The 23,892-nt window shown below is 40.8% G+C and carries 21 protein-coding genes; 6 read left to right on the top strand and 15 right to left on the bottom strand.

Going from position 1 to position 23,892, the window contains the following annotated elements:
* Nucleotides 1-3: 3 nt before the first annotated feature.
* The 4 genes from BM266_RS13655 to BM266_RS13640 form a co-directional block, all read right to left on the bottom strand.
* A complete protein-coding gene (locus tag BM266_RS13655; protein ID WP_093410681.1) occupies nucleotides 4-867 on the bottom strand; it encodes a hydroxymethylglutaryl-CoA lyase in 864 nt (287 codons plus the stop codon).
* A gap of 128 nt (nucleotides 868-995) precedes the next feature.
* Nucleotides 996-1,610, bottom strand: a complete 615-nt coding sequence (locus BM266_RS13650; RefSeq protein WP_093410680.1) for a LysE family translocator — start codon at nucleotides 1,608-1,610, stop codon at nucleotides 996-998.
* Between the two features lie 2 nt (nucleotides 1,611-1,612).
* Nucleotides 1,613-1,858, bottom strand: coding sequence for a hypothetical protein (locus BM266_RS13645; protein ID WP_093410678.1), 246 nt, complete (start codon nucleotides 1,856-1,858; stop codon nucleotides 1,613-1,615).
* Nucleotides 1,859-2,884 carry a quinone-dependent dihydroorotate dehydrogenase gene (locus tag BM266_RS13640; RefSeq protein ID WP_093410676.1) on the bottom strand — a complete coding sequence of 342 codons (1,026 nt, stop codon included), beginning with the start codon at nucleotides 2,882-2,884 and terminating at the stop codon, nucleotides 1,859-1,861.
* A gap of 109 nt (nucleotides 2,885-2,993) precedes the next feature.
* Here BM266_RS13640 and pepT point away from each other — a divergent pair, with 109 nt between their 5' ends.
* Nucleotides 2,994-4,235, top strand: coding sequence for a peptidase T (gene pepT, locus BM266_RS13635; RefSeq protein ID WP_093410674.1), 1,242 nt, complete (start codon nucleotides 2,994-2,996; stop codon nucleotides 4,233-4,235).
* Nucleotides 4,236-4,304: 69 nt separating this feature from the next.
* On the opposite strand, the gene yajC is transcribed toward pepT, so the two are convergent.
* The 4 genes from yajC to BM266_RS13615 form a co-directional block, all read right to left on the bottom strand.
* On the bottom strand, nucleotides 4,305-4,607 hold the full coding sequence (gene yajC, locus BM266_RS13630) for a preprotein translocase subunit YajC (protein WP_093410672.1): 303 nt from the start codon (nucleotides 4,605-4,607) through the stop codon (nucleotides 4,305-4,307).
* Between the two features lie 3 nt (nucleotides 4,608-4,610).
* Complete coding sequence (locus tag BM266_RS13625) at nucleotides 4,611-5,078, bottom strand: DUF1573 domain-containing protein (protein WP_093410670.1); 468 nt, start codon at nucleotides 5,076-5,078, stop codon at nucleotides 4,611-4,613.
* 48 nt (nucleotides 5,079-5,126) lie between these two features.
* Entirely contained in the window at nucleotides 5,127-6,071 is a 945-nt protein-coding gene (locus tag BM266_RS13620) for a transcription antitermination protein NusB (RefSeq protein ID WP_093410668.1), read from the bottom strand.
* Between the two features lie 84 nt (nucleotides 6,072-6,155).
* Nucleotides 6,156-7,259, bottom strand: coding sequence for a Glu/Leu/Phe/Val family dehydrogenase (locus BM266_RS13615; RefSeq protein WP_093410666.1), 1,104 nt, complete (start codon nucleotides 7,257-7,259; stop codon nucleotides 6,156-6,158).
* Nucleotides 7,260-7,391: 132 nt separating this feature from the next.
* Between BM266_RS13615 and BM266_RS13610 the strand changes: the two genes are divergently transcribed.
* From BM266_RS13610 to BM266_RS13600, 3 genes are all read left to right on the top strand, one after another.
* Nucleotides 7,392-9,146 (top strand): ABC transporter ATP-binding protein, encoded by a 1,755-nt coding sequence (locus tag BM266_RS13610; protein ID WP_093410664.1) that lies wholly within the window; start codon nucleotides 7,392-7,394, stop codon nucleotides 9,144-9,146.
* A 73-nt stretch (nucleotides 9,147-9,219) separates the two neighbouring features.
* The gene (locus tag BM266_RS13605) at nucleotides 9,220-9,600 is read left to right on the top strand and encodes a PUR family DNA/RNA-binding protein (protein WP_093410662.1); all 381 of its coding nucleotides are present in this window, start codon (nucleotides 9,220-9,222) and stop codon (nucleotides 9,598-9,600) included.
* An 89-nt stretch (nucleotides 9,601-9,689) separates the two neighbouring features.
* Nucleotides 9,690-12,206 (top strand): M14 family metallopeptidase, encoded by a 2,517-nt coding sequence (locus tag BM266_RS13600; protein WP_093410660.1) that lies wholly within the window; start codon nucleotides 9,690-9,692, stop codon nucleotides 12,204-12,206.
* Between the two features lie 84 nt (nucleotides 12,207-12,290).
* Here BM266_RS13600 and BM266_RS13595 read toward each other — a convergent pair whose 3' ends face one another.
* Entirely contained in the window at nucleotides 12,291-12,626 is a 336-nt protein-coding gene (locus BM266_RS13595) for a tRNA-binding protein (protein ID WP_093410658.1), read from the bottom strand.
* Between the two features lie 76 nt (nucleotides 12,627-12,702).
* Here BM266_RS13595 and BM266_RS13590 point away from each other — a divergent pair, with 76 nt between their 5' ends.
* Nucleotides 12,703-13,272 (top strand): thioredoxin family protein, encoded by a 570-nt coding sequence (locus BM266_RS13590; protein ID WP_093410656.1) that lies wholly within the window; start codon nucleotides 12,703-12,705, stop codon nucleotides 13,270-13,272.
* Between the two features lie 175 nt (nucleotides 13,273-13,447).
* A complete protein-coding gene (locus BM266_RS13585; RefSeq protein ID WP_093410655.1) occupies nucleotides 13,448-14,089 on the top strand; it encodes a peroxiredoxin in 642 nt (213 codons plus the stop codon).
* A gap of 74 nt (nucleotides 14,090-14,163) precedes the next feature.
* Here the strand turns inward: BM266_RS13585 and BM266_RS13580 are convergent, their stop codons facing one another.
* The 6 genes from BM266_RS13580 to BM266_RS13555 all read right to left on the bottom strand — a co-directional run bounded on the left by BM266_RS13580 (nucleotide 14,164) and on the right by BM266_RS13555 (nucleotide 23,783).
* Nucleotides 14,164-15,096, bottom strand: a complete 933-nt coding sequence (locus BM266_RS13580; RefSeq protein ID WP_093410653.1) for a peptidylprolyl isomerase — start codon at nucleotides 15,094-15,096, stop codon at nucleotides 14,164-14,166.
* A gap of 48 nt (nucleotides 15,097-15,144) precedes the next feature.
* Nucleotides 15,145-16,773, bottom strand: coding sequence for an amidohydrolase (locus BM266_RS13575; RefSeq protein WP_093410651.1), 1,629 nt, complete (start codon nucleotides 16,771-16,773; stop codon nucleotides 15,145-15,147).
* Nucleotides 16,774-16,848: 75 nt separating this feature from the next.
* Nucleotides 16,849-17,985, bottom strand: a complete 1,137-nt coding sequence (locus BM266_RS13570) for a hypothetical protein (RefSeq protein ID WP_093410648.1) — start codon at nucleotides 17,983-17,985, stop codon at nucleotides 16,849-16,851.
* A gap of 241 nt (nucleotides 17,986-18,226) precedes the next feature.
* Nucleotides 18,227-19,963 (bottom strand): porin family protein, encoded by a 1,737-nt coding sequence (locus tag BM266_RS13565; RefSeq protein ID WP_093410646.1) that lies wholly within the window; start codon nucleotides 19,961-19,963, stop codon nucleotides 18,227-18,229.
* Nucleotides 19,964-19,985: 22 nt separating this feature from the next.
* A complete protein-coding gene (locus BM266_RS13560) occupies nucleotides 19,986-23,006 on the bottom strand; it encodes a tetratricopeptide repeat protein (RefSeq protein WP_093410645.1) in 3,021 nt (1,006 codons plus the stop codon).
* Between the two features lie 204 nt (nucleotides 23,007-23,210).
* Nucleotides 23,211-23,783, bottom strand: coding sequence for a DsrE family protein (locus BM266_RS13555; protein WP_093410643.1), 573 nt, complete (start codon nucleotides 23,781-23,783; stop codon nucleotides 23,211-23,213).
* Between the last annotated feature and the right edge of the window lie 109 nt (nucleotides 23,784-23,892).

Here is a 23,892-nt window from a genome sequence, read left to right as displayed (position 1 = left end):
TATTTAGTGATAGGCTCCAAATATCTTCGAGGCTTCATTAAAAGCCGACTCAAAGCTGGTCATCTTAATATTGGTATCGGCCTTTTTGGAATTAAAATAAGAAAGCATCTTTTCTGATGGCATATTGCCTGTAAGTTCATCCTTGGCCATCGGGCAGCCCCCGAATCCCTGGATAGCACCATCAAACCTGGTACACCCGGCCTTGTAAGCTGCATCAATTTTTTCGTGCCATTTGGAAGGCGTAGTATGCAGGTGCGCTCCAAATTCTATTTGAGGATATTTGGGAATAAGGTTTGAAAATAAATATTCAATATTTTCGGGAGAAGAAGTTCCGATTGTATCAGAGAGCGAAAGAATTTTCACGCCCATTGCCGAAAGTTTTTCAGTCCAATTCCCTACTATTTCCAGATTCCACGGATCACCATAGGGATTCCCAAAGCCCATTGAAAGATAAGCCACAACTTCTTTATTGCTATTATTGGCAATTTCCAGGATTTCTTTTAAAATCTCTACCGATTCAGCAATGGTTTTGTGAGTATTCCGCATCTGGAAGTTTTCTGAAATTGAAAAGGGATAGCCCAGATAATCTATTTCTTCAAATTTAGAAGCATCTGATGCTCCCCTGGTATTGGCAACAATGGCCAGCAATTTACTTTGGGTAGTTGAAAGATCCAGTTTGGATAAAACCTCAGCGGTATCGGCCATTTGCGGGATCGCCTTAGGAGAAACAAAACTCCCGAAATCTATCGTGTCAAATCCACAGCGCAACAAAGCCTGGATGTACTGCACTTTTTTATCTGTAGGAATGAAGGTTTTGATACCCTGCATGGCATCTCGTGGACATTCGATGAGCTTGATTTTTCCCATATCCTCCAAAGATAGTATTTTAGGGATTATTTAAAAATATATCCCATTCAATAAAATTCACCTAAGGGAAAGAGGAAAAAGTAGATTTCAGATAATTTTTTGATAAAAAATGGAGGGGTAATTTTAGTTTAAAACAGGATAAAAAGAGCAATTCCCACAAAGACAACTATCTGTAACCACTTTAGAACCAATCCGGAATATTTATGTTGTCTAAGATAGGCTGAGATCTTCCCTGCCAGAACTGCCACCGAACCAAATATTAAGATCGTTTGAAGCATGAAAATCCCTCCAAGGATATAGAATTGCAAAACCGTATTTCCCTCGGGCTCCCAGAGAAAACCCGGGAAGAATGCCAGAAAAAAGATCGTTACCTTGGGATTTAAAACATTCATTATAAAGCCTTGTTTAAACAGGCTGAAAAGGGACTTTTGCTTAATACCTTCTGCAGAGTAAGCTATTTGAGGATTGCTCTTAAAGACCCGGTAAGCCAGGTATAGCAGGTACAATGCCCCGAACAACTTAATTATAAAAAATAAGGTTTCAGAACTTTTAATGATCGCCGAAACCCCAAACGCCACCAGGCTGGTATGAATAATGATCCCCGCAGCCAGGCCCAGGGCAGTTACAAGCCCATGCTTTTTACCATTGGCCATCCCCTGCACCATCACATAAATAATATCCGGTCCCGGGGAAAGAGTCAGGATCATGGAGGCCGTTAAAAAAGGGATGATTTGCTCTGGCAAAATTATTTTCTTTCAGATTTCTTTCTGGTCAGCAAAAAATAAATCACATAAAGCCAGCTAAAAATCCCGTGAATAATCATTAATAAAACCGATCGGTTGCGTTCCCAGGAAGTAACCGCAGCTACTACCGTACCTAAACCTAATCCATTGGTAATTACTGTTCGTCTCACTTCAGAAGTTTCTGAAAAACTATAGGCTTCCAGACTTATTAAACATAACAATAAAAAACTCAGGTAGAATTTCCTCATTTATTCGCTGTTTTTGCCTAAAATTGCCTTATTAATTTTCTTTATTAAACCCGGACCTTCATAGATAAATCCGGTATATAGCTGCACCAAGCTTGCCCCGGCATCCAGTTTCTCAAGGGCATCTTCAGGAGAATGTATCCCACCTACCCCAATAATAGGGAATGCTTTATTGCTTTTTTCAGAGAGAAAACGAATTACCTCGGTAGCACGGTCTTTTAAAGGTTTACCACTTAGTCCGCCGGTTTCATTTTTGTTTTCAGAGGTTAAACCTTCGCGGGAGATCGTGGTATTAGTAGCGATCACCCCGGCTATCTTTGTTTCCTTTACGATGTCTATGATATCGAGCAATTGCGAATCGGTAAGATCGGGGGCTATTTTTAGCAAAATTGGCTTTTGCTTGGATTTAGCTGAATTCAATTGCTGAAGGCTATTCAGCAGATTTGTGAGCGGTTCCTTATCCTGCAATTCCCTAAGGTTTGGAGTATTTGGCGAACTCACATTCACCACAAAGTAATCTACGTAATCAAAAAGAGCCTCAAAACAGATCTTGTAATCCTCAACGGCTTTCTCATTCGGCGTAATCTTGTTTTTCCCAATATTCCCACCAATAATTACATTTTTGTTAGCCCTGAGTCGCTTTACCGCAGCCTCCACCCCATCATTATTGAAACCCATCCTGTTAATGATCGCTTCATCTTTCTTTAATCTGAAAAGTCTTTTCTTTTCATTACCAGGCTGTGGTCTTGGAGTAACTGTCCCAATTTCGATAAAACCGAAACCCAGGTCATCAAGTTCCTTATAGAGTTTTGCATCCTTATCGAAACCGGCAGCAAGACCCACAGGATTTTTGAATTTTATCCCGAAGACCTCCCGTTCCAGGCGGGGGTCATTCAGCTGAAATTTATTCCGAAGAAAGGCTGAAAGGCCAGGAACTTTGCCGAAATTTCGTAAACTTTTAAAAGTGAAATGATGAACCCATTCCGGATCGAAGTGGAATAAAAGCGATCTCACAAGTGATTTATACATGGTAGTTGGTTTGTGCAAAAATAAAGGAAATCATAAAATAACTTAGGCTATTCTTAAAAGGTTTTGAAGCAATTTATCGAATGTCTATTTTTGGCAAAACTACTAACCAATGACCAATAAACAGCATATCATAGATCGTTTTGTGAGCTATGTGAAAATAGATACTCAGAGTGATCCCAACAGCAACGCCACTCCCAGCACTGAAAAACAATGGGTTCTCGCACGAAAATTAGCCGAAGAACTTCGCGAAATAGGAATGAGCGATGTTGAGCTAGACGAGAATGCCTATGTTATGGCGACACTCCCGGCAACTGTAGCTCACAAAGTGCCTGTTATAGGTTTCATTTCGCATTTTGACACTTCTCCCGATTTTAGCGGCACCAATGTGAATCCGCAGATCATTGAAGATTATGACGGGGAGGATATTGTTTTAGATGAGGAAAAAAACATAATTCTTTCCCCCGAATATTTTGAGGATCTGGCCCAATACAAAGGCCAGACCATAATCACAACCGATGGGACTACCTTGTTGGGGGCCGATGATAAAGCGGGAATCACAGAGATCATGACAGCAATGCAATACCTGCTGGACAATCCCGATATTCCCCACGGAAAAATAAGAATTTGTTTCACCCCGGATGAAGAGATAGGTAGAGGGGCACATAAATTTGATGTGGAGAAATTTGGTGCTGAATGGGCCTATACAATGGATGGTAGCCAAATTGGAGAACTCGAGTTTGAAAATTTCCACGCTGCTCAGGCTATAGTAAAAGTTCAAGGGAAGAGCGTTCATCCGGGCTATGCCAAAGACAAGATGGTGAACAGCATGTACATTGCTCAGGATTTCATCAATTCCCTCCCGCGTCTGGAAACACCCGAGCATACAAAAGGCCGTCAGGGTTTTTTTCATCTAAGTAGTATTAAAGGAGATGTTGAACAAACCCAACTGGAATACATTATTCGCGATCATGATAAGGACCATTTTGAGGCCAGAAAAGAAATGATGCTGGATCTAAAAAATGAGATCTGCGCACAGTACGGTAGTAAATGTATAGAAATAGAGCTGAAGGATCAATACGCCAATATGCGTGAAAAGATCGAACCGGTAATGCATATTGTTGAGATCGCTGAGGATGCGATGGAGGCCGTGAATATAGAGCCACTCATTAAACCGATCAGAGGAGGCACCGATGGTGCTCAACTTAGCTACATGGGCCTACCCTGCCCTAATATTTTTGCCGGAGGTCACAACTTCCACGGAAAATATGAATACATCCCGGTCGAGAGTATGCAAAAAGCTGCAGAAGTGATCGTAAAAATCGCTGAACTTACTTCCGAAAGATATCAGTAAAACTATCTGCTATTTGAGCATAAAAAAACCTCACAGGACGCTGTGAGGTTTTTTGTAGGTAAAGGATAGTTATTTTTTCTCCTTTTCAAGTTTGGCCGGCTCGTTAAGCTTTCTGCTCATTTCCATGGAAAGGGAAGAACGATCGAAAGTGATCTTTCCCGCACCGGTTTCAATAACTACCGAATTATTTTTTTCGCTAAAATCAACAATCTTACCGTGCATACCACTTTTGGTGACAATACGGTCCCCTTTTTTAAGTTCGGCAGCAAAGTTTTTTTCCTGTTTAGCACGTTTCATTTGCGGGCGTATCATAAAGAAATACACCACCACAAACATTAAGATTATTGGGGCAAACTGGGTTAATTGATCCATTTATTAGCTCGCATTTTCATCAGATTCTACAAAAGCTTTAATCCTGATGCGTTCCTTACCGGCTTCGGTATTGGCGTTTAAGGTAACTGTTTTGGTCACCTGGCCTTTTCCGGATCCGTCAAATTTCACAACCATATCTCTGGTTTCTCCAGGCTGAATAGATTCATTTTTAGGATAGGTTGGAACGGTACATCCACAAGAGCTGCTGGCATTGGTAATTACCAAAGGAGCTTTTCCTGTATTGGTGAATTTAAAGGTATGTTCTACCGCTTCACCCTTTGGGATATTACCAAAATCATGCTCTTCTTCTTCAAAAGAGATTTCGGGATAAACAGTAGCCTGAGCATCACGTTCAGCTGCGGTTTCAACATTTTCTGCTTTCACTTTTTCAGAGGCATTGGAGTTGTTATCCTTACAAGAAGTGAATAGCATCGCCCCTACTGCTGCTATCATTAAAATTCCTTTTTTCATTTTATTGTTTTTTAGGATTAAAGGTTAAAATTACTAAAAAATTCGGTGCTACATAAGGCCGCGGCCTATTTTATTTAATTTCCCGTTTTCCGCATATTCTTTAGAAAGTTTATCCAGAACCCCATTAATGAAGATACTGCTTTTTGGAGTGCTGTATTCCTTGGCTAATTCCAGATATTCGTTAATAGTTACTTTTACAGGAATCGAAGGGAATTTGAGAAATTCACAAATCGCCATTTTTATAAGCAACATATCTATTTCGGCGATACGGTCTTTATCCCAGTTGGGGGTTTTCCCAAGCATCTCATCGGCCAGCATCTCATCATTGAGATAGGTTTTTCTGAATAGTTCCTTAGCGAATTCTTTATCATCTTCGCTTTTAAACAATTTAGGTAGATTAAAAGAATGTCCGGGTTGGTCTTTTAATTTCTGAAGCATTTTAAGAATGGCAGTATTCACCAAAGGCAGATCATCCAGCCAGGTTAATTTCTTATCTTCAAGATATTCGTATAATTTTTCGTTAGGCGCAATAATATCTTTAAAAATCCTTATTATAAAATCCTTATCCTCTTTAAAACTGGACTCGCGGGTTTCCATGTACCTCTCATACATATCACTCTGTCTTAACTCATTCCAGATAATAGCTACATACTCATCATCCATCTTCCAGTGGTTGATTTTGCGATTTTCCAGAGCCTCTTGCAAGCCTTCGTGTTCATTAAGAAGTGTAAAAACCCGGTTATTTAAAAATTTACGGTTTGGGTCTTTATCCTCCGAGGTCGCAAGGTGTTTTTGCTGGGATTTTTCTAAAAAAGTTTCGGCATTTTGCCTTATTTCTGTAATAAGGCTAAGCTGAAGAAGAAACAGATCGTACATCTCCTCCATACTTTTAATCAGGAATTTTTCTTCTGTAGCCAGATTATCGTTTTGGCTTTGGTTGAAGGCGTAAAGCGATTGCATCACCTTAACCCGAATATGTCTTCTTGTCAACATAACTGTAAAAGAACTTTTTTAGAATTAGAAAGGGCGAAAGATTTTGTCTTCCGCCCTGCAAAAATATCAAACTTTTGAAATAGATTACTTCAAATTTTGTTTTTTTCTGTCATCAATTCTTTGCTGAGCAATTTTAAGCGCGGCAAAGTGAGTGGTCATATTATTCTTTTCAGCCGTCTGAAGGATCTCCAGAGTAGTGTTGTAGATATTTTCAGTCTTACGCATAATTTCCTCTTTCCCGTATTTTTCAAGCTCGGCGTAAACGTTTATGATTCCTCCGGCATTGATAAGAAAATCAGGTGCATAAACGATACCCTTTTCCTGAAGCAATTTTCCATGAACAAGTTCATCGGCAAGCTGATTGTTAGCTGCTCCCGCTATGATCTTAGCCTTAAGTCGGCCTATGGTTTGGTCGTTTACGGTTGCACCAAGCGCACAAGGAGCGTAAATATCAACTTCGGCACTATACACATCGGTATCATTAAATATAATAGCTCCGTATTTATTTTTCACCTCTTCCAGTCGCTCATCATTGATATCACTGATGTAAACCGTAGCACCTTCTTTAGTAAGATAGTCTACCAGGGTTTCGCCAACGTGACCAATACCTTGTACCATTACCGATTTACCTTCCAGATTATCGCTTCCGAATTTATATTTGGCAGCGGCTTTCATTCCCATATACACACCGTAAGCTGTAATTGGAGACGGGTTACCAGAACCACCTTTGGATTCTGAAATTCCGCTTACGTAAGGAGTTACCTCTCTTACTGTATCCATATCTGAAGTTTCCATTCCTACATCTTCCGCAGTGATATATCTTCCGCCTAGCGAATGAACATACTCTCCGAATTTTCTCATTAACTCAGGAGTCTTATCTTTTTTAGCATCACCAATAATTACCGCTTTCCCACCACCAAGATTAAGGCCTGTGATCGCACTCTTGAAGGTCATCCCCCGCGATAACCGAAGCACATCATTAAGGGCTTCCCATTCACTGCTGTAGTTCCACATTCTGGTACCACCAAGGGCAGGTCCTAAAACTGTATTGTGAATTCCAATTATTGCTTTTAATCCTGTATCTTTGTCGTTACAAAAAACCACCTGTTCATGGTTGTCAAAAGAAAGCTGTCCGAAGACCGGTGCGGCTTTTTCAAGCTCTTTAGCGTTTAGAACGTCAACTTGCATAACTTGTAAGGTTTTAAATTTATGATTTTCAATATTTCTGAAAATCGTTTAGCAAAAATAATCAATAATTTAATAAAGAGGATTTTAAGACCTGTTAAAATGGCATATTCTCAGAAATTTGGTTTATTCTGAATGAAACACCTTAAATCCCTCAATAAATTTTTTCTCAAATATAAATGGAGATTGGTAATTGGTTTTATCATTACGGTGGCAGCGCGAATCTTCGCGTTGTTCTATATACCGCTCGCGGGTAGGTCTACCAATATTATTGAAAATTACATCAATGGAGAGATTACCGATATTCAGATTGTAAGAGATGAACTCGCATGGAATATTCTACTCATTATCGGAGCAACACTTATCGCCGCTTTTTTCACATTCCTCATGCGCCAAACCTTTATTGTGGTTTCGCGGCATATCGAATTTGATCTAAAAAATGTGGTCTATAAACATTATCAGGAACTATCGCTTAATTTTTACAAGAAGAACCGAACCGGAGATCTTATGAACCGCATTAGCGAAGATGTAAGCAAAGTACGCATGTATCTTGGTCCCGCGCTAATGTATAGCGTTACTACCCTCACCTCCAGCGTGGTGGTGTTAATCTTTATGATTGAGGCTGCTCCTTTACTCACCATGTATACGGTGCTTCCTCTCCCGGTACTCTCCTTCGCCATTTATAAAATTAGTGTTGCCATCCATAAAAGAAGTACAGTAGTTCAACAGTACCTGTCTAAGTTAAACACTTTTACCCAGGAAAGTTTTAGCGGGATCGCAGTGATAAAGTCCTACGGCATAGAATCACAAACCAATGAGAATTTCACCGAACTTTCTAACGGAAGCCGCGACAAAAATATCGCCCTGGTAAAAGTGCAGGCCTTTTTCTTTCCCCTTATGGTTTTACTTATCGGGATTAGCAATGTGCTGGTAATTTATATTGGTGGCCGGCAATATATTAATGGTCTTATAGACCTGGGGGTGATTGTAGAATTCCTGCTGTATGTAAATATGTTAACCTGGCCAATAGCTTCTATTGGATGGGTAACCTCTTTAGTGCAGCAGGCAGAAGCTTCGCAGGAGCGTATAAATGAATTTCTTGATGAAGAACCAGAAATCACCAATCCAAAGCAAACCCCGGATGATATTCAGGGTGATATAGCTTTTAAAAATGTAAATTTCACCTATGATGACACCAACATCACTGCACTAAAAAATGTTTCTTTTGAAGTTAACAGTGGAGAAACCCTGGCCATAATCGGAAAAACCGGAGCGGGCAAATCTACCATCCTGGAACTTATAGGAAGACTTTACGATGTGGAAGACGGAGAAATCACTATCGATGGCCGCAACATTCAGGAGCTTAACCTGGAAAGTCTTAGAAAAAGTATAGGTTACGTGCCACAGGACGCTTTTCTCTTTAGCGATTCCATAAAAAGCAATATCAAATTCGGAAAAACCGATGCGACCGACAAGGAGATTATCGAAGCAGCTAAAAATGCCTCGGTACATAAAAACATCGTAGGCTTCAGTAAAGGTTATGATACCGTTTTAGGAGAACGCGGGATAACCCTTTCCGGAGGACAAAAACAACGGGTTTCCATTGCCCGGGCTATAATTCACGATCCGAAAATATTATTGTTTGATGACTGTCTATCAGCGGTAGACACAGAAACGGAGGAAGAGATCTTAAGTAATCTTTTTCGTATTTCCACTAACAAAACCACCATCATTGTAAGTCACAGGATCTCTTCAGCAAAAAATGCCGATAAAATTATAATCCTGGAAGGCGGCCAGATAGTTCAACAAGGCACTCATTCCCAATTATTAAATCAGGAAGGCTATTATAAAGAACTTTATGCAAAACAGTTAAATGAAAAAGAAATGTGAAATAATTTTGGGGAATGTTAAAAATTTTTAGATTTTTGAGCTACACAAAAACTAACTATTAAAGAATCTATTTATGAGTGATAATGGAATGATGGAGAAAGAAGAAATATTCTCTAAAGTGTTAAGGGCCGGAAGAAGAACTTATTTTTTTGATGTAAGAGCGACCCGTGCCGATGATTATTACCTCACCATTACTGAGAGCAAAAAGTTCACCAACGACGATGGTTCTTTTTTCTACAAAAAACACAAAATTTACCTTTACAAAGAAGATTTTGCCGGATTCCAGGAAATCCTTCAGGAAATGACCGATTTCATCGTTTCTGAAAAAGGAGAGGAAGTAATTAGTGAGCGACATCAAAAAGATTACAAGAAGGATTACGACAACGAGACTTCTGAAAACGGAGAAGAAACCCCGGCGGAAAAATTCACAAATGTGAGTTTTGACGACATCTAAAAAATTACTTCAGAAAAATTAAATCTTAGAGCCGTCCCGATCTTTCCGGACGGTTTTTTTTATCTTCAGGTTTTTAAAAACAATTTAATATGCGATACTTTATTACGGTCCTAAGTTTACTTTTTTGCCTACAGTTTCAGGCCCAGGAAAAAGACCTTAGTCTTTCCTATTATTTACCAGAAGATGTCACCTACAACCAGGAGATTCCTACACCACAGAAAATTCTTGGTTATATCCCCGGAGAATGGCATGTAAGTCATGATCTCCTTCTTAATTATATGAGGGAACTGGACAGGGTTTCTCCCCGCATCAGTATGGAAACACGAGGTCATACCTACGAAGGGCGACCATTAATCCTCCTTACCATAACTTCGGAAGAGAATCATGAAAATATAGAGGAAATCAGGAAGAACCATCTGGCCCTAACAGAAGAAAATGCTTCTACTATTAATACTGAGGATATGCCGGTAGTGGTGAATCAGGGTTTTTCTATTCATGGGAATGAGGCCAGCGGCTCCAACGCAGCACTAATTGCAGCCTATCACCTAGCCGCTGCTGAGGGCCCTGAAATTGAAGAGTTGCTTCAAAATACCATTATCCTCTTTGATCCCGCTTTTAATCCCGATGGACTTCAACGCTTTGCTTACTGGGCTAACACCAACAAAAGCAAAAATATAAACCCCGATCCCCAGGACCGCGAATACCGGGAAGTATGGCCGGGAGGACGTACCAACCACTACTGGTTCGATATGAACAGGGACTGGCTTCCCGTACAACTAGCCGAATCTCAGGTCAGACTAACTACCTTTCACAAGTGGTACCCCAATATTTTAACCGATCATCACGAAATGGGTTCTAATTCCACCTTTTTCTTTCAGCCCGGAATCCCTTCCAGGACGCATCCCTTAACTCCCGATATCAACCAGGATCTAACCCGGGAAATAGGCACCTACCATGCTGCAGCTTTTGATGAACTAGGTTCTTTCTATTACACCGAAGAGGATTACGATGATTTTTACTACGGAAAAGGCTCTACCTTCCCGGATGTTAACGGAAGTATCGGAATCCTTTTTGAACAGGCCAGCTCAAGAGGTCACGCCCAGGAAACCGACAACGGAATACTCACCTTCCCTTTCACTATTAGAAATCAATTAACCGCAGCACTTTCAACCCTGGAAGCCGCTAAAAATATGCGGGTTAAACTGCTGAACTACCAGCGTGAATTTTACACGAATGCAAGAAATTCAGCAGGGAAAGGAGCCTGGGTTTTTGGAAGTACTAAAGATGCCTCTTCGGCTTACGAACTTGCTAAAATTCTGAAAAAACATCAGGTGAAAGTTCACGAATTAAAAGAGAATTTTGAATCCGGTGGAAAGCAATTTAAAAAAGGTAGTACCTATGTAGTGCCAAAAGATCAGCGTCAACACCGTTTGGCGGAAGCTATGTTTGAAAAAAGGACCGAATTTCAGGATAGCCTTTTCTATGACATCTCGGCCTGGAATTTCCCCATGGCTTTCAATCTTGATTTTGCTGAAAATGTACGAATAGGAAATGCTGGAAATGAGATCCAGGAACTCCAAAAACCTGAAATCTCTGCTACCGAAAAGTCTGAATATGCCTACCTGATGGAATGGCATGACTTCTATGCCCCGAAGGCGCTGAATATGATTTTGGAAAAAGATCTTCGCGCCAAGGTTGGGATGAAACAGTTCAGCAACGGCGATAAAAAATATGATTACGGTACCATTTTAATCCCGGTTCAAAACCAGAAGCTTGATGCTTCAGAACTTCACGAATTCCTTCAAAAGGTTTCCGAAGAAAGCAATGTAGAGATAAGCGCTATCAATACAGGTCTTACCAATGGCATTAACCTTGGTAGCAGACAGTTCAGGGCGCTGGAACCCGCGAGTGTTGCTTTGATTGTTGGCGATGGGATAACTCCCTATGATGCCGGCGAAATCTGGCATTTGTTCGACCAGCGTTATGATATGAAGATCACAAAGCTGGATACCCGCAGTTTCTCCAATGCCGATCTTAGCCGCTATACCGATATCATTATTCCGAATACCTGGGGAAATAGCCTTGGCAAAAATGAAGCCGATAAATTAAAAACCTGGGTAAAAAACGGAGGAACTCTTATAGGTTACCGAAATATGGCTCGCTGGTTCAAACGTCACGGTTTCATGGAGATGGAAATCAAGAAGGATACTTTGGTAGCCGAGAATGTTTCTTTTGAAGATCGAAGGGATTTTACAGGGGCTCAAGGCATTGGCGGCGCTATCTTTGAAGCCAATACCGACCGTTCTCATCCGGTAAATTTCGGTTATAAAGATGATAAAATTGCGCTCTTCAGAAATACCACGATTTTCATTAAAGCTGATGAACAGAGTTATAAAAACCCTATAAAATACTCAGAAAAACCATTACTAAGTGGTTATATAAGCAAACCTAACCTTGATTCTATCGCGGGAACAGTGCCATTTAAGCACACCGGAATGAAACGGGGGAATGTTATATTGTTCACTGATAACACTAACTTCAGAGCATTTTGGTTTGGAACCAACAAACTCCTTATGAATGCGATATTCTTTGGAGATGAGATGTAAAAAATTGTAGTAAAAGTTTAAAGGCTGGAAGTTTTACTTCCGGCCTTTTTTTATGCCACATAAATCACAGAAGTTTCGTTTATTTTAACTTATTCGCAGGCCGTTTTCGACTTGTAACCCAGGGTGAAGCAATACGATATCATTGTTTTCGCCTACGGCTCCCAGGACAAGACATTCACTCATAAAATTAGCGATCTGTTTTCTTGGAAAATTAATCACGGCCACGATTTGCCGATTTAGTAATTCCTCCTTTTTATAGCGTTTGGTGATTTGTGCTGAAGTTTTTTTGATTCCCAACTCTTGTCCCAAATCTATCTTCATCTTATAGGCAGGAATCCGGGCTTCAGGAAAATCAAGAACTTCGATTATAGTCCCAATACGCATGTCTACTTTTTCAAAATCTTTCCAGGAAATCTCCATTGCACTAAATTTTCAGGAAAAATAAACAAATCGGAATAAACTCACGATAATTTGTAAATTTATAAGAAAAGAAAAAATGTCCCGTACCCAGTCCAATATGCTTGCTTTAGGCACTAAAGCTCCGCATTTCAGCCTTAGAGATGTGATAAGCGGAAATATCTATACCCTGGAAGAGATAAGAGGCAGCAAAGGCACTCTTATAATGTTTATCTGTAACCACTGTCCTTTTGTGAAACATGTGAATGAGGAAATTGTAAGACTGGAAGGAGATTACCGCGTGCAGGGCTTTGGTTTTGCCGCGATAATGAGCAATGATGTAGAAAATTACCCCGTCGATCACCCCGATAATATGCAGGAGATGGCTAGAAAACATCAGTTCTCGTTTCCTTATCTCTATGATGAAAGTCAGGAAGTAGCGCGTGCCTATAAGGCAGCCTGCACCCCTGATTTCTTTCTGTTTGATGAGGAGTTAAAACTCATCTACCGCGGGCAACTCGACGACTCCCGCCCGGGAAACGGGATTCCGGTAAATGGCCGGGACCTTAGAGAAGCTATGGATGCTGTACTGTCAAATAAAAAGGTATCTGATAAGCAAAAACCCAGTGTGGGATGTAACATAAAATGGAAAGATAATCCTCAGCTCTAATTTACCGTATAAATAAAATCGAGCTCCTACTTTACACGTTTCCCGCCTTTGATTAATTAGATTCATACACCCGTTAATCTTTTCTTAAACTCTGCTAAAGGCTGATATTTCGCAGTTTATATGAATAGCGATTTCTTAAATTTACAGGAAGTTTAATTATTAAAATTATAAAGATATGAGTTGTTTAAAATTAGGAGATAAAGCACCGGATTTCGATGCGGAAACTTCAGAAGGAAAAATAAATTTTTACGATTATCTTGGTGATGGCTGGGGAGTTTTGTTTTCTCACCCTGCCGATTTCACCCCGGTATGTACTACTGAATTAGGAGCTGTGGCAAAATACAAAGACGAGTTTGCCAAGCGCAACACTAAAGTTATGGCTTTAAGTGTAGACGATGCAGAATCTCATAAAAAGTGGATTAAAGATATAAATGAGACCCAGAATACCCAGGTAAACTTCCCTATAATCGCTGACGAAGATCGCAAGGTTTCTGAATTATATGATATGCTTCATCCAAAAGTAGATGATACTTTTACGGTGCGCTCGGTTTACGTAATAGGGCCAGACAAAACCATAAAACTGATGATTACCTATCCGGCAAGTACAGGCCGTAATTTTGAGGAGTTGCTTAGGGTAATTGACTCTCTTCAGCTTACCGCATACCAAAAGGTAGCTACCCCTGCCGATTGGAAGAAAGGGGAAGATGTAGTGATTAGCCCATCGGTTTCCAATGAAGAGGCGAAAAAAATGTTCCCAAAAGGTTTTAAAGAAATAAGGCCTTACTTAAGGATGACTCCGCAACCGGATTCAAAATAGATTTCCATAAACCTAGAAAAAGAGAAACCTCACAGCCTTAAAACTGTGAGGTTTTTATTATTTAAAACCTGCTGTTATTTTACAGCTACAAGTTCCACATCGAATACAAGACTCGCATTTGCCGGAATAACTCCTCCGGCGCCGCGATCTCCGTACCCAAGATGTGAAGGGATTACAAAACGTGCCTGATCTCCAACTTTCAATAACTGAATGCCTTCATCCCAACCAGCGATCACGTGCCCCACACCAAGTGGAAAATCTATCGGTTGGTTTCTTTTATAGGAAGAATCGAAAACAGTGCCGTCTGCCAACATACCTTTGTAATGCACCGATACGGTTTTTCCTTTTTCAGCTTTTGGCCCGTCACCTTCTTTTTCGATCTTATACCTTAGTCCGCTTTCGGTGGTTTTGAAACCCTGAGAGAGTTCTCCCATAAGCTCCTCTTCCCGCTTTTTAGCAGCGGCTTCACGTTCAGCTTTGGCACCATTAAATATTCTGAAAGATTCCACAGCATTGAATTGTTCTGCGTCCTCCCCAACTCTCATTATCTCCAGTTTTTTGATCTCATCTCCCTCCTCTATCGCATCAACCACATCCTGGCCGGCAATTACACTTCCAAAAACAGTGTGTTTTCCGTCTAACCAGGGCGTTTCTATGTGAGTGATAAAGAACTGACTCCCATTGGTTCCGGGACCGGCATTAGCCATAGATAATTTTCCGGGAGTATCGTGTTTAAGATCGGGGTGGATCTCATCTTCAAATTTATAACCCGGTCCACCAATTCCTGTCCCTTGAGGATCTCCCCCCTGAACCATGAAATTAGGGATCACCCGGTGAAACTTTAAGCCGTCGTAATAAGGTTTCCCTTGCGGAAAAGCCTGGTTTTCCAGGTTTCCTTCAGCAAGACCAACAAAATTTCCTACCGTTCCCGGCACTTTTTCATATTCCAGTTCAACAACGATCTCTCCTTTGCTGGTATGGAATTTTGCATATAATCCGTCGTTCATTTTTTATGATTTTTTGAGTTGTAAAGATAGTCAATTTGGCTAATTGGATTAGTTTACCTTTTCCCCGTTCACATAAGTTTCCAGTACTTTTACCTCTGGAATTTCCTGCTCATCGATTTCCATAATATTCTTATCCAGAATAATAAAATCGGCAAATTTCCCGGCCTCTATACTTCCTTTTTCTTCCTCTTCAAAATTAGCATAGGCAGCCCAGATGGTCATTCCCTTTAAGGTTTCTTCCCGGGAAAGCGCCTGGTCTTTCATAAACCCAGCTTCAGGATACTGATCGGTATCCTGCCTGGCTGTGGCAGCGTAAAAGGTTAGAAACGGACTCACCTGTTCTACAGGGAAATCGGTGCCTAAAGGCAGTACTCCTGCCTGGTCCAAAAGTTTTTTATAAGCATAAGCTCCTTTTATTCTCTCCTCACCCAATCTATCTTCTGCCCAGTACATATCACTAGTCGCGTGAGTTGGCTGTACCGAAGGAATGATATTTTTGCTGAAATATTTAAAATCTTCCTCATCGATCACCTGCGAATGTTCAATTCTCCAGCGTCGATCTTCCCCCTTCTGAAGTAACTTATCATAGGTTTCCAGTACCAGGTAATTAGCTGAGTCTCCAATTGCATGCGTATTTAGTTGAAATTTCGAATTCGCTACTCTTTCTGCTGTTTTTTTAAATTCCTCAGGAGAAGAGAGCAAAGCTCCAAAATGTCCCGGACGGTCGCTGTATTCTTCTTTTAATGCAGCACCTCTTGAACCCAATGCCCCATCACCATAAAACTTAACCGAACGAACATTAAGTCTTTCGGTTTTTATAGGATCTTTATCCAGATAATGATCCAGGTTTTCTGTGGTATTACTTAGCATGGCGTAAATTCTTATCTTCATGTCACCAGCTTGTTGTAAACTATCGATGAGTTCTACGGTGCTCTTATTAATCCCCGCATCATCTACAGTAGTGAGTCCGTAGCTAAAGCATATCTCCTGGGCTTCAAGGAGTGCAGTAATTTGTTCTTTACGAGAAGGAGCAGGTTGCGCGTTTCCTATCAACCCCATTGGATTATCTACGAGAATACCGGTTAATTCGCCGTTTTTCTGTTCAATATCTCCTCCTTCAAAAGGGGTTTCTGTGGTAATTCCGGCAAGATCCAGGGCGGCCTGGTTTGCCAGGAGCGCGTGCCCGTCAATTCGAGTGATGGCAATGGGAGTGTCTGGAAAAAGCTGGTCCAGGGTGTCTTTAACAGGAAATTCCTTCACCTTCCAATCATTCTGGTCCCAACCACGGCCGGTAATGAAATCGGCATCGCGTTCTTCCTGAAAATCCACGATTCGTTCCACGACCTCTTCAAAACTATTAGTGCCGGTTAGATCTACTTTTTGCTGCTGAAGACCAAGCCCGAAAAAGTGCGCGTGAGCATCAATGAAACCCGGAAAAACAGCCTTTCCACCTACATCCAGGCTTTCTTTTGCTTTATATTTCTCCTTAAGAACATCGGCGGTACCAGTTGCCAAGAATTTACCGTCTTTCACCACAAAGGCTTCAGATGTTTCGAAATCTGGATTCACCGTATAAACCTTAGCGTTGTATACCAGAAGATCTGCTTCCTGTTTCTCCTCAGAATTACAGGAAACCAGAAAAATGCCAAGCCCTAATACAAGTAATAACTTCTTCATTTTAAATAATTTTGTCTAAAAATAAAAAATGCGCCTAAGGTAAGGCGCATTTTTTCTCTTATTTATTAATTCAGCTTAAAATAGATTTGAAATTGTTCTACCGATTTCCTCTCTGATTCCGGGGTTTGCAGCCGCTGCAAGAGCAACCGAAATAAACAATCCGGTCATCGCATAGGCAAAATCCCTGAAAATCATCTTACCGGCTATCTTACGGTGTTTCTTGCCTTTCTTGGTTCGGGCAAGACTAATAGCAATCTCTCTACCTCCAATTATCCCCAGAAATACCCAGGTGGTACTCATTGGCACGGTACTAATAAAAAGCTTATAGATTAACAGGATTACATAAGTAAGGTCCACCAGGGTTGCCGCCCTAATGTCGGATATCCTCACTTTTTCACTAACAACCTTCTGGATCCTGTCCCCACGAAGGTAAAACAAGAGTCCAAGTCCAAAGAAGATCGTTAAGGCAAAAATTATAAATTCAAACAAACTTTGCTGCCGCGGAAGGAAAACGGCTATGTTTGCTCCATCCTGCATCACCCATACGGCCCACAGCGTCCCACTAACCGTCCATTGTACCGCTGTCCAGGCACCGTGTGCTTTCCGGCTTTTGAAGTATTTTTTGATCATGTTATATGAAAAATACCATACCAGGAAAGACAGGATAAAAGCCATTATGTAACCGCTCCAGCTCTTCCAAACTACCGAAGTGATTCCTGAAGTATCAGCACTAAAAACACTTAAAATAAGAAAGGTGGTAGAAACCGGCATTCTCATCCTTGTAAGGATAAGCAGTACCAGCGGGGCGATAATCTGCCAGAAACTAAAATGTTCAGGATGTGGATATTTTGAGGTACCATCGGGGCTTAATAGTCTTTGATAGGTTACGTCCCCATCAAAAACCACCCAACTAAAACCAACAGTTAATAGGAAAATACTACCTACAAAAAGCCATAAAACCCACCATCGCTTTGCTTTATTACTTTCAATAAAAGTACCTAAAGACTGTATACTATCGTTAGCAACTGTCGCGTAGGCTGCAAAAAAGAATCCCAGCCACATTCCGGCCTGGGCATAACCGGAAGCAATCCCGGCCATGATAATACCTATAATTACAATTGCCAGGAAAGTTCTCTCCTTTACCAGAACGTCCAGTATATTCAAATACGGTTTACTCCGGTCTTCTCTTTTAAATTTTTTTGCCTTCGCCATTTAAATTTGGGAATAGAAATAGGTTAAAATTTATGCGATGCAATATTATGTTATTTTTTAGTTATTAATGTTGCCTAAATGTTAAGTAATGTAACTGCGGAAAAACAATAAAATCCTGAATTCCAGAAAAATACCATATGAAATACAGAAATAATCCGGAATTCTTTAAAATTATATATGATTTAAAATAAAAAAGCATCCCAAAAACCGGAATGCTTTTAAATTTTAATGAAGAAATGCTTTATTGGAAATCGAATTTATAAGTTACCCCTGCCAGGACCTGAAGGCCCTGCACCTGGAAATTAGTCCAGCGCATATAATCATTATTCAATAGGTTACTCCCTTTTACAAAAGCTGAAAGCTGATCGTTAAATCGATACCCCAAATGCGCATTCAAATCAAGATAGGAATCCAGGTTGATGGTTTCCGGTGCGGTGTCCATTAGCTGCGGATCTCCAAAACTGCGCAAATCCTTTCTCTCACCAACGTAGAAAATATTAGTTCCAGCATACCATTTTTCGGTGATCTGGTAATCGGCGGTTAATGAAGCTTTTAAATCAGGCAGGTTCCAGGCCTCGGTTTCAGTATCGGTAGAATAATCAAAAGCTTCAGCGTTTATCGCAAGTCTGAAATCGCGATTCACATCCACGCTTAACTCCCCAAAAACCGAAAGAGTTCTCACATCATCATAACGCACATTAAATGAGTTTCCGTAGGTGTAGTCATTGTCATTATCAATACTCCCGTAAGGATTTCTTCGGAATAAACTCTTATCGAGTTCAGAGATATAACTACCTCTCAGGTTATAGCCTATACTATTGCTCAACTTACCTTTGGCTCCAACGTAGCCATTGTATTCCTTATTGGTAGGTCGTATCTCTGTATTTGGCGACACATATGGGTTTTGCTGAACAAAATTATAATAGGTGTTTTGCTCCAGATCTCCTTCTATCCCGGCATAGGCCGTAAAATATTCCCCCGCCAGGCGATAGCTCGCTGAAACTCTTGGGTAGATATAAAAATTATTGTCTGAATTCTCAGCATCCAAACTGTAAAAGAAGGCCAGGCCAAGATCCAGGGTAAGATCATCTCTCAACACCAACAAACTCGGATTTATACCGAAATTCATAAAGGTGTGATCCATGCCTGAAGCGCTGTTGAAATAGGTCTCCTCAAATTTCATATTTAAAATATCGGCATAGATATTTGTGGTGATAAGCTCATCGGCAATATTGAATTCAAAAGTACCTGTGGCATCCAGATGGTTCTCGGCTGTTTTATAGGAATCACCCGTATGCCTGAAAGTAGCTTCAGCATTATCGAAGAAAGAATCGTAAAGTTCAACTTCCCCGCCTGCATACACCGAATAGTAATTCTGCTTAGGATCTATGGCTGCAATCTGGTTATCGCTCAGGTTAGCCGATGGATCCAGCCCATACCAGTTAAACAACTGGTGTTCTCCTCCCACCTCAGTTTTCCAACCCATATCACGGTTGCGGGAGGTATAACTGAGGTTCATTTCGGTATCATAGAACTTATTCTCCAGAACAACCCCGTCTATTCCTCCCTGAGAAGAGTTGTGGCGAAGATAAATCCCGAAGTTATCGCTTCGGTTAACCTCCAGGTTACTGTAAAACTCAGCAAGGACATTGGTGTAATTTCCGAAGCCAAGGCTAGCGTAATTATCGTAAACTTTTACTGGCCTGGATCGTTCCACCGTTGTAGCACGTCCCTTGGAAGGGGTGAAAGTTGAAGCAACCGGCACAGAAAATATGCTGTACTTCACCGGCTTCTTTTCCAGATCAACTGAATCTGCACGAACCGGACTTTCTCTTATTTTATTGGCATCCCCCACCTCGGGAGTGTATGGCTTTATTACTGTAACGGTTTCACTTCCAATGGGGTCCTGGGCAAAAAGAACTCCGCTTAGCAAGAATAAACTTAAAAACAGACTTCCTTTTATCGAAACTTTATTCATATTCAGGTAGATTGAGTGACTTTTAATTATTTGTTTCTACTGAAGAGTTGGTTTTGGCCTCTTCAGCTTTTATACGTGATAGTTCGGTTCTGGCTTCCTGCACGATGTCCGGATAGTTCTCAAAATTATTGATCACATTCTCCAGGATATAGGTGGCCTGGTAGGCATCATCAAGCTGGTAAAAGTTTTTACCCATCAGCACGAGGCCTTTTGCGCCCCAACGCTTATAGCCTGAGAAATCCTTTGCAAGAATTTGTACTGCAGCATTAGAGGCTTCATAATTCCCGGCTTTATGTTTAAAGTAGGCATCATAATACAGCGCTTCGGCAGCTAGTTCTCCAGTTGCATTCTTTTGCACTTCAGCATATGCGGCTTTAGCACGGGCTTCATCCCCATTTTTAATAGCCGAACGGGCAACGATTAGTTGCGCATCAGTTTTTGCACGGGTATCGGCTTGTGAATTACCAAGCACTTTTTCGGCGTAGGAAGCCGCTAAATCGGGTCTATTCAGTTCATCGTAAGATTTCATCAAATTAGACTGGGCGTAGATCCTGTTCTCTTCGGAAGAGGCCTCTTTTTCAAGTCTTTCCAGTAAGGGCACAGCCTCGTTGTACTGACTTTTTCCCAGTTTGATCTCTGATAATCTCGCTAAAGACTGCTCGGTGAATTCGTTCTTAGGTTTGTTCACCACGAATTCATAATGCCTTTCAGACTTGTCTTTGCTGCCCTGGCGGTAATAAAGCTGGGCGAGATAGAAATTAGCATTAATCGAGTGAATCCCATTTGGGAAGCTCTGAAGGTATTTCTCAAAACCGCTGATGGCTCGTTCATTATTGTTGTTAAAATACTGATTCTCGGCAGCCTCATAGGTTGTATTGTCAAGATCGGCATCAGTCACCTCAACGAAATCTACATTTCTAACCCAGTTGGCATATTCATCGGTACGCCCAAGATCTACGTATACCATCCTTGCGGTAGAAACGGCCTGCATCGCTTCAGGAGTATTTGGATAATCGTTTACAATCCTCTTCAGGTCGGTAAGCGCCTTTTCACCCTGATCTGAATTATAATAGATCAAAGCTTTTCTCAGCATAGCTTTCGGTACGAAAGAACTTCCTGAAACATCCCTGATCAATCTATCATAAGCCTGAATAGCCTGGGAAGTATTGTTCATCGCCACATAAGTGTTCCCCAATTCGTACAAAGCATCATCGCGGTAAGATGAACGGGAGTACCGGTTTACAAAACTGTTTAATTCCTCGATCTTTGTCTCGTTTCTCCCTACAAATCCGTAGCTGATCGCTTTCTGAAAAGCTGCATAATCGCTGTTCGAGACATTATTATCTATTGCCTTATTGTAAGCTTCCATTGCCGGCCAGTATTGACTGGTCACAAAATAACTATCCCCAAGCCTTAACAAGGCGTCATTTCTCCTTGCGCTATCCTTGGAATTATCTGAAGAGTATTTCTTGAAGTAATCGGCAGCACGGGCATATTCATTTTTTTTGAAATAAGCGTAACCAAGATTATAGTCTAAATTTTCCATTTCAGGGGTGCCCTGGGCTGCGCTCATTCCACTAAATTCCCGGTACCCAATGATCGCATCGTCAATTCGGTTAATGCTGAATTCACTCTCAGCTTTCCAGTAGGTTGACTGCGCAGTGATCTTCGGATTGCGTGGTTCAGACAGAGCCTTTTCAAAGTTTTTGATAGCTTCCTGATAGTCTCCTTCTTCATAAAGCTCCAAACCGTAGTAGTAAGCTACTTTCTGGTAAGCCTGCTTATCGCTGAAGTTGCGGTTGTTCTCCAAAAGTCGCATCGCTTCCTCATAATTCTTTGAGGTGATAAAAGAATCTATGAGCAAGGTTTCAACTTCAGGCTTTGCTTCAGATTCAGGATAGGTTTCCAGGAAAGTAATAAGCACCTGCGAAGGACTCTCATAGGAATTTCCAATCTCATAGCTGAGTTTGGCGTAATTAAGATGCGCATCTTCTTTTATTTTAGCATCAAAGTCCATTTCACTGGCATTTTTGAAAGCGTTTAATGCCTCCTGCTTCTTGTCCAGATTCAGGTAACTCTGGGCCAGGTTATAGTAGGCATTTTGAGCCACGGCATTTTTACCATCAACGATTTTATTGAATTCTGAAACCGCCTTCTCATAATCGCCCTGCTTGTAATAGGCATATCCAAGTTGATAGTAATCGGTGTTATTCCACTTTCCACGCATTCCGCGATACTCCTTCAGATAAGGAATAGCCTCCTCATATTGCTGAAGGTTGAAATAACTTTCCCCAATTATTTTATTAAGTTCAGATTGTTCTATCCTTGTTGAATTTGGCAGTTGCTCTTTCCCTAATTTAATGGCTTCCTCAAAATTCCCCAGTTTGAAGTTCATATCGGCCTGGAAGTATGAAAGGTTTTCGCTGTAGCGATCGTTGTCTTTAACCTGTTCAAAATTTTCGTTGGCTTCTTCGTAATCATCACCTTCATAGGCCATATAACCTATGTAATATTTCGCCTGGGAACCATATTCCTGGGAATCGCGCACCCGCTCCAGGTAGGTTTTTGCCTGATCATACTGATTTGCTCTAAAATAAGCATATCCATTATTGAAATAATAGCGTTCGCGGTCTTTACGGCTCATGCTATTCTCATCTACCTTATCATACCATTTACGGGCAAGTGAATATTTTCCGGTTTCGAAATAATAATCGGCTACATCAATATAGGCTGTATTGGTTTTTGTGCTGGTTGGATAGCGGGTTACAAAGCGCTCCATTAGCCTGTCGGCACCGGGTTGATTGAGCCGAACCGCAGCATTGGCGATATAGTAAGCGCAATCGCCTTTTATCTTTTCGTCTTCGGTCTCATCCATTACCTCATCAAAAAGGTTTTGGGCAGCAAGATATTGTTGATTGTTATAAAGCTCGAGCGCACGGTTAAAATCGGCCAGCTCGTGAGTATAAGCTGCCGACTGCTGTGCGATTCCCGAAACAGAGAGAAAAAGGAAAGCAATAAGCAGGAATGCCTTGTTAAGTCTCATGAATATTTATTTAAGTTGATGTTCAAAGATATTTAAACGCTGCTTTATTAACGCAGGTTTAAAGTGATAATTATGTTAAGAGCAAAAAAATAGGATTTCCTCCTTTGCTTCCGGAAAGGATAATCCTGAATGAAGCAAGGAGTTAAAAGAAATAAACTTAATAAGAAAAATACAGCTATCTATCAGCCAGATATTTAAGCCTGATTAAAAATTGTAAACCACGTAACCCTCCTGCACTCTTTTGGAGATTGTAGTTAATGCTGAAAGTGCTATTTCTGTATGTTCGAATAATTGGTCTTTTTTAATATCTCTGGCTAAAAGAGATTGTCCGCACACCACAACCCTGACTCCGGCTTCGTGCAATGCATCCAGGATTGGCAGATTTGGATTATCGTATTTGGTTTCGAAAAATTCCTGATAGGATTTATCCTCGAAAAGAGACATTACTGCTGTCCCATGAACCACCACAATAACTTCCAGATTTTCCTTTGATACTCCCCCAACGCCGTGTAGGTTTAATAAACGAGCAGTATTTATAAGTCCCCAGATGGGTTTCGAGAAATCAGGTTCAGCAGCGGGGTTACCTCTGTTGGTTTCGGCCTTTATCAGATCAACCAGGATCTTCGTTTTTTTATTTTCAGGTATCTCAACTGCATCCTCGATCTCATAGACGCCTCCAAAACCTTTAACAATAGGGTGCAAGGCATCAGCTTTCTGGGCTGATGTAAAATTAATGGAAAAAATAAGAGTTACGATTACTAATAATACTGGTTTCATAGAGTTTGGTATTTACAGACTATAAAAATAAGCAATTGTTTTTCACAATTTCAATTTTATTATTCCCGTTATTCAGAAACAATCTTAGGCTTTAACCTGTTTGACTATG

Origin of the sequence: Salegentibacter flavus (assembly GCF_900115145.1) — a bacterium.
Taxonomy (GTDB): domain Bacteria; phylum Bacteroidota; class Bacteroidia; order Flavobacteriales; family Flavobacteriaceae; genus Salegentibacter; species Salegentibacter flavus.
Note: the sequence above shows the minus strand (reverse complement) of the source record. Positions and strands in the feature narration are given on the sequence as shown.

What these genes read in the sequence shown, in the direction of transcription:
- BM266_RS13610 (WP_093410664.1), top strand. Translation starts at nt 7,392, where the DNA reads ATGAAACACCTTAAATCCCTCAATAAATTTTTTCTCAAATATAAATGG.
- BM266_RS13565 (WP_093410646.1), bottom strand. Translation starts at nt 19,963, where the DNA reads ATGAATAAAGTTTCGATAAAAGGAAGTCTGTTTTTAAGTTTATTCTTG.
- BM266_RS13605 (WP_093410662.1), top strand. Translation starts at nt 9,220, where the DNA reads ATGAGTGATAATGGAATGATGGAGAAAGAAGAAATATTCTCTAAAGTG.
- BM266_RS13625 (WP_093410670.1), bottom strand. Translation starts at nt 5,078, where the DNA reads ATGAAAAAAGGAATTTTAATGATAGCAGCAGTAGGGGCGATGCTATTC.
- BM266_RS13655 (WP_093410681.1), bottom strand. Translation starts at nt 867, where the DNA reads ATGGGAAAAATCAAGCTCATCGAATGTCCACGAGATGCCATGCAGGGT.
- BM266_RS13590 (WP_093410656.1), top strand. Translation starts at nt 12,703, where the DNA reads ATGTCCCGTACCCAGTCCAATATGCTTGCTTTAGGCACTAAAGCTCCG.
- BM266_RS13575 (WP_093410651.1), bottom strand. Translation starts at nt 16,773, where the DNA reads ATGAAGAAGTTATTACTTGTATTAGGGCTTGGCATTTTTCTGGTTTCC.
- yajC (WP_093410672.1), bottom strand. Translation starts at nt 4,607, where the DNA reads ATGGATCAATTAACCCAGTTTGCCCCAATAATCTTAATGTTTGTGGTG.
- BM266_RS13615 (WP_093410666.1), bottom strand. Translation starts at nt 7,259, where the DNA reads ATGCAAGTTGACGTTCTAAACGCTAAAGAGCTTGAAAAAGCCGCACCG.
- BM266_RS13640 (WP_093410676.1), bottom strand. Translation starts at nt 2,884, where the DNA reads ATGTATAAATCACTTGTGAGATCGCTTTTATTCCACTTCGATCCGGAA.
- BM266_RS13570 (WP_093410648.1), bottom strand. Translation starts at nt 17,985, where the DNA reads ATGGCGAAGGCAAAAAAATTTAAAAGAGAAGACCGGAGTAAACCGTAT.
- pepT (WP_093410674.1), top strand. Translation starts at nt 2,994, where the DNA reads ATGACCAATAAACAGCATATCATAGATCGTTTTGTGAGCTATGTGAAA.
- BM266_RS13580 (WP_093410653.1), bottom strand. Translation starts at nt 15,096, where the DNA reads ATGAACGACGGATTATATGCAAAATTCCATACCAGCAAAGGAGAGATC.
- BM266_RS13645 (WP_093410678.1), bottom strand. Translation starts at nt 1,858, where the DNA reads ATGAGGAAATTCTACCTGAGTTTTTTATTGTTATGTTTAATAAGTCTG.
- BM266_RS13555 (WP_093410643.1), bottom strand. Translation starts at nt 23,783, where the DNA reads ATGAAACCAGTATTATTAGTAATCGTAACTCTTATTTTTTCCATTAAT.
- BM266_RS13560 (WP_093410645.1), bottom strand. Translation starts at nt 23,006, where the DNA reads ATGAGACTTAACAAGGCATTCCTGCTTATTGCTTTCCTTTTTCTCTCT.
- BM266_RS13600 (WP_093410660.1), top strand. Translation starts at nt 9,690, where the DNA reads ATGCGATACTTTATTACGGTCCTAAGTTTACTTTTTTGCCTACAGTTT.
- BM266_RS13585 (WP_093410655.1), top strand. Translation starts at nt 13,448, where the DNA reads ATGAGTTGTTTAAAATTAGGAGATAAAGCACCGGATTTCGATGCGGAA.
- BM266_RS13620 (WP_093410668.1), bottom strand. Translation starts at nt 6,071, where the DNA reads ATGTTGACAAGAAGACATATTCGGGTTAAGGTGATGCAATCGCTTTAC.
- BM266_RS13595 (WP_093410658.1), bottom strand. Translation starts at nt 12,626, where the DNA reads ATGGAGATTTCCTGGAAAGATTTTGAAAAAGTAGACATGCGTATTGGG.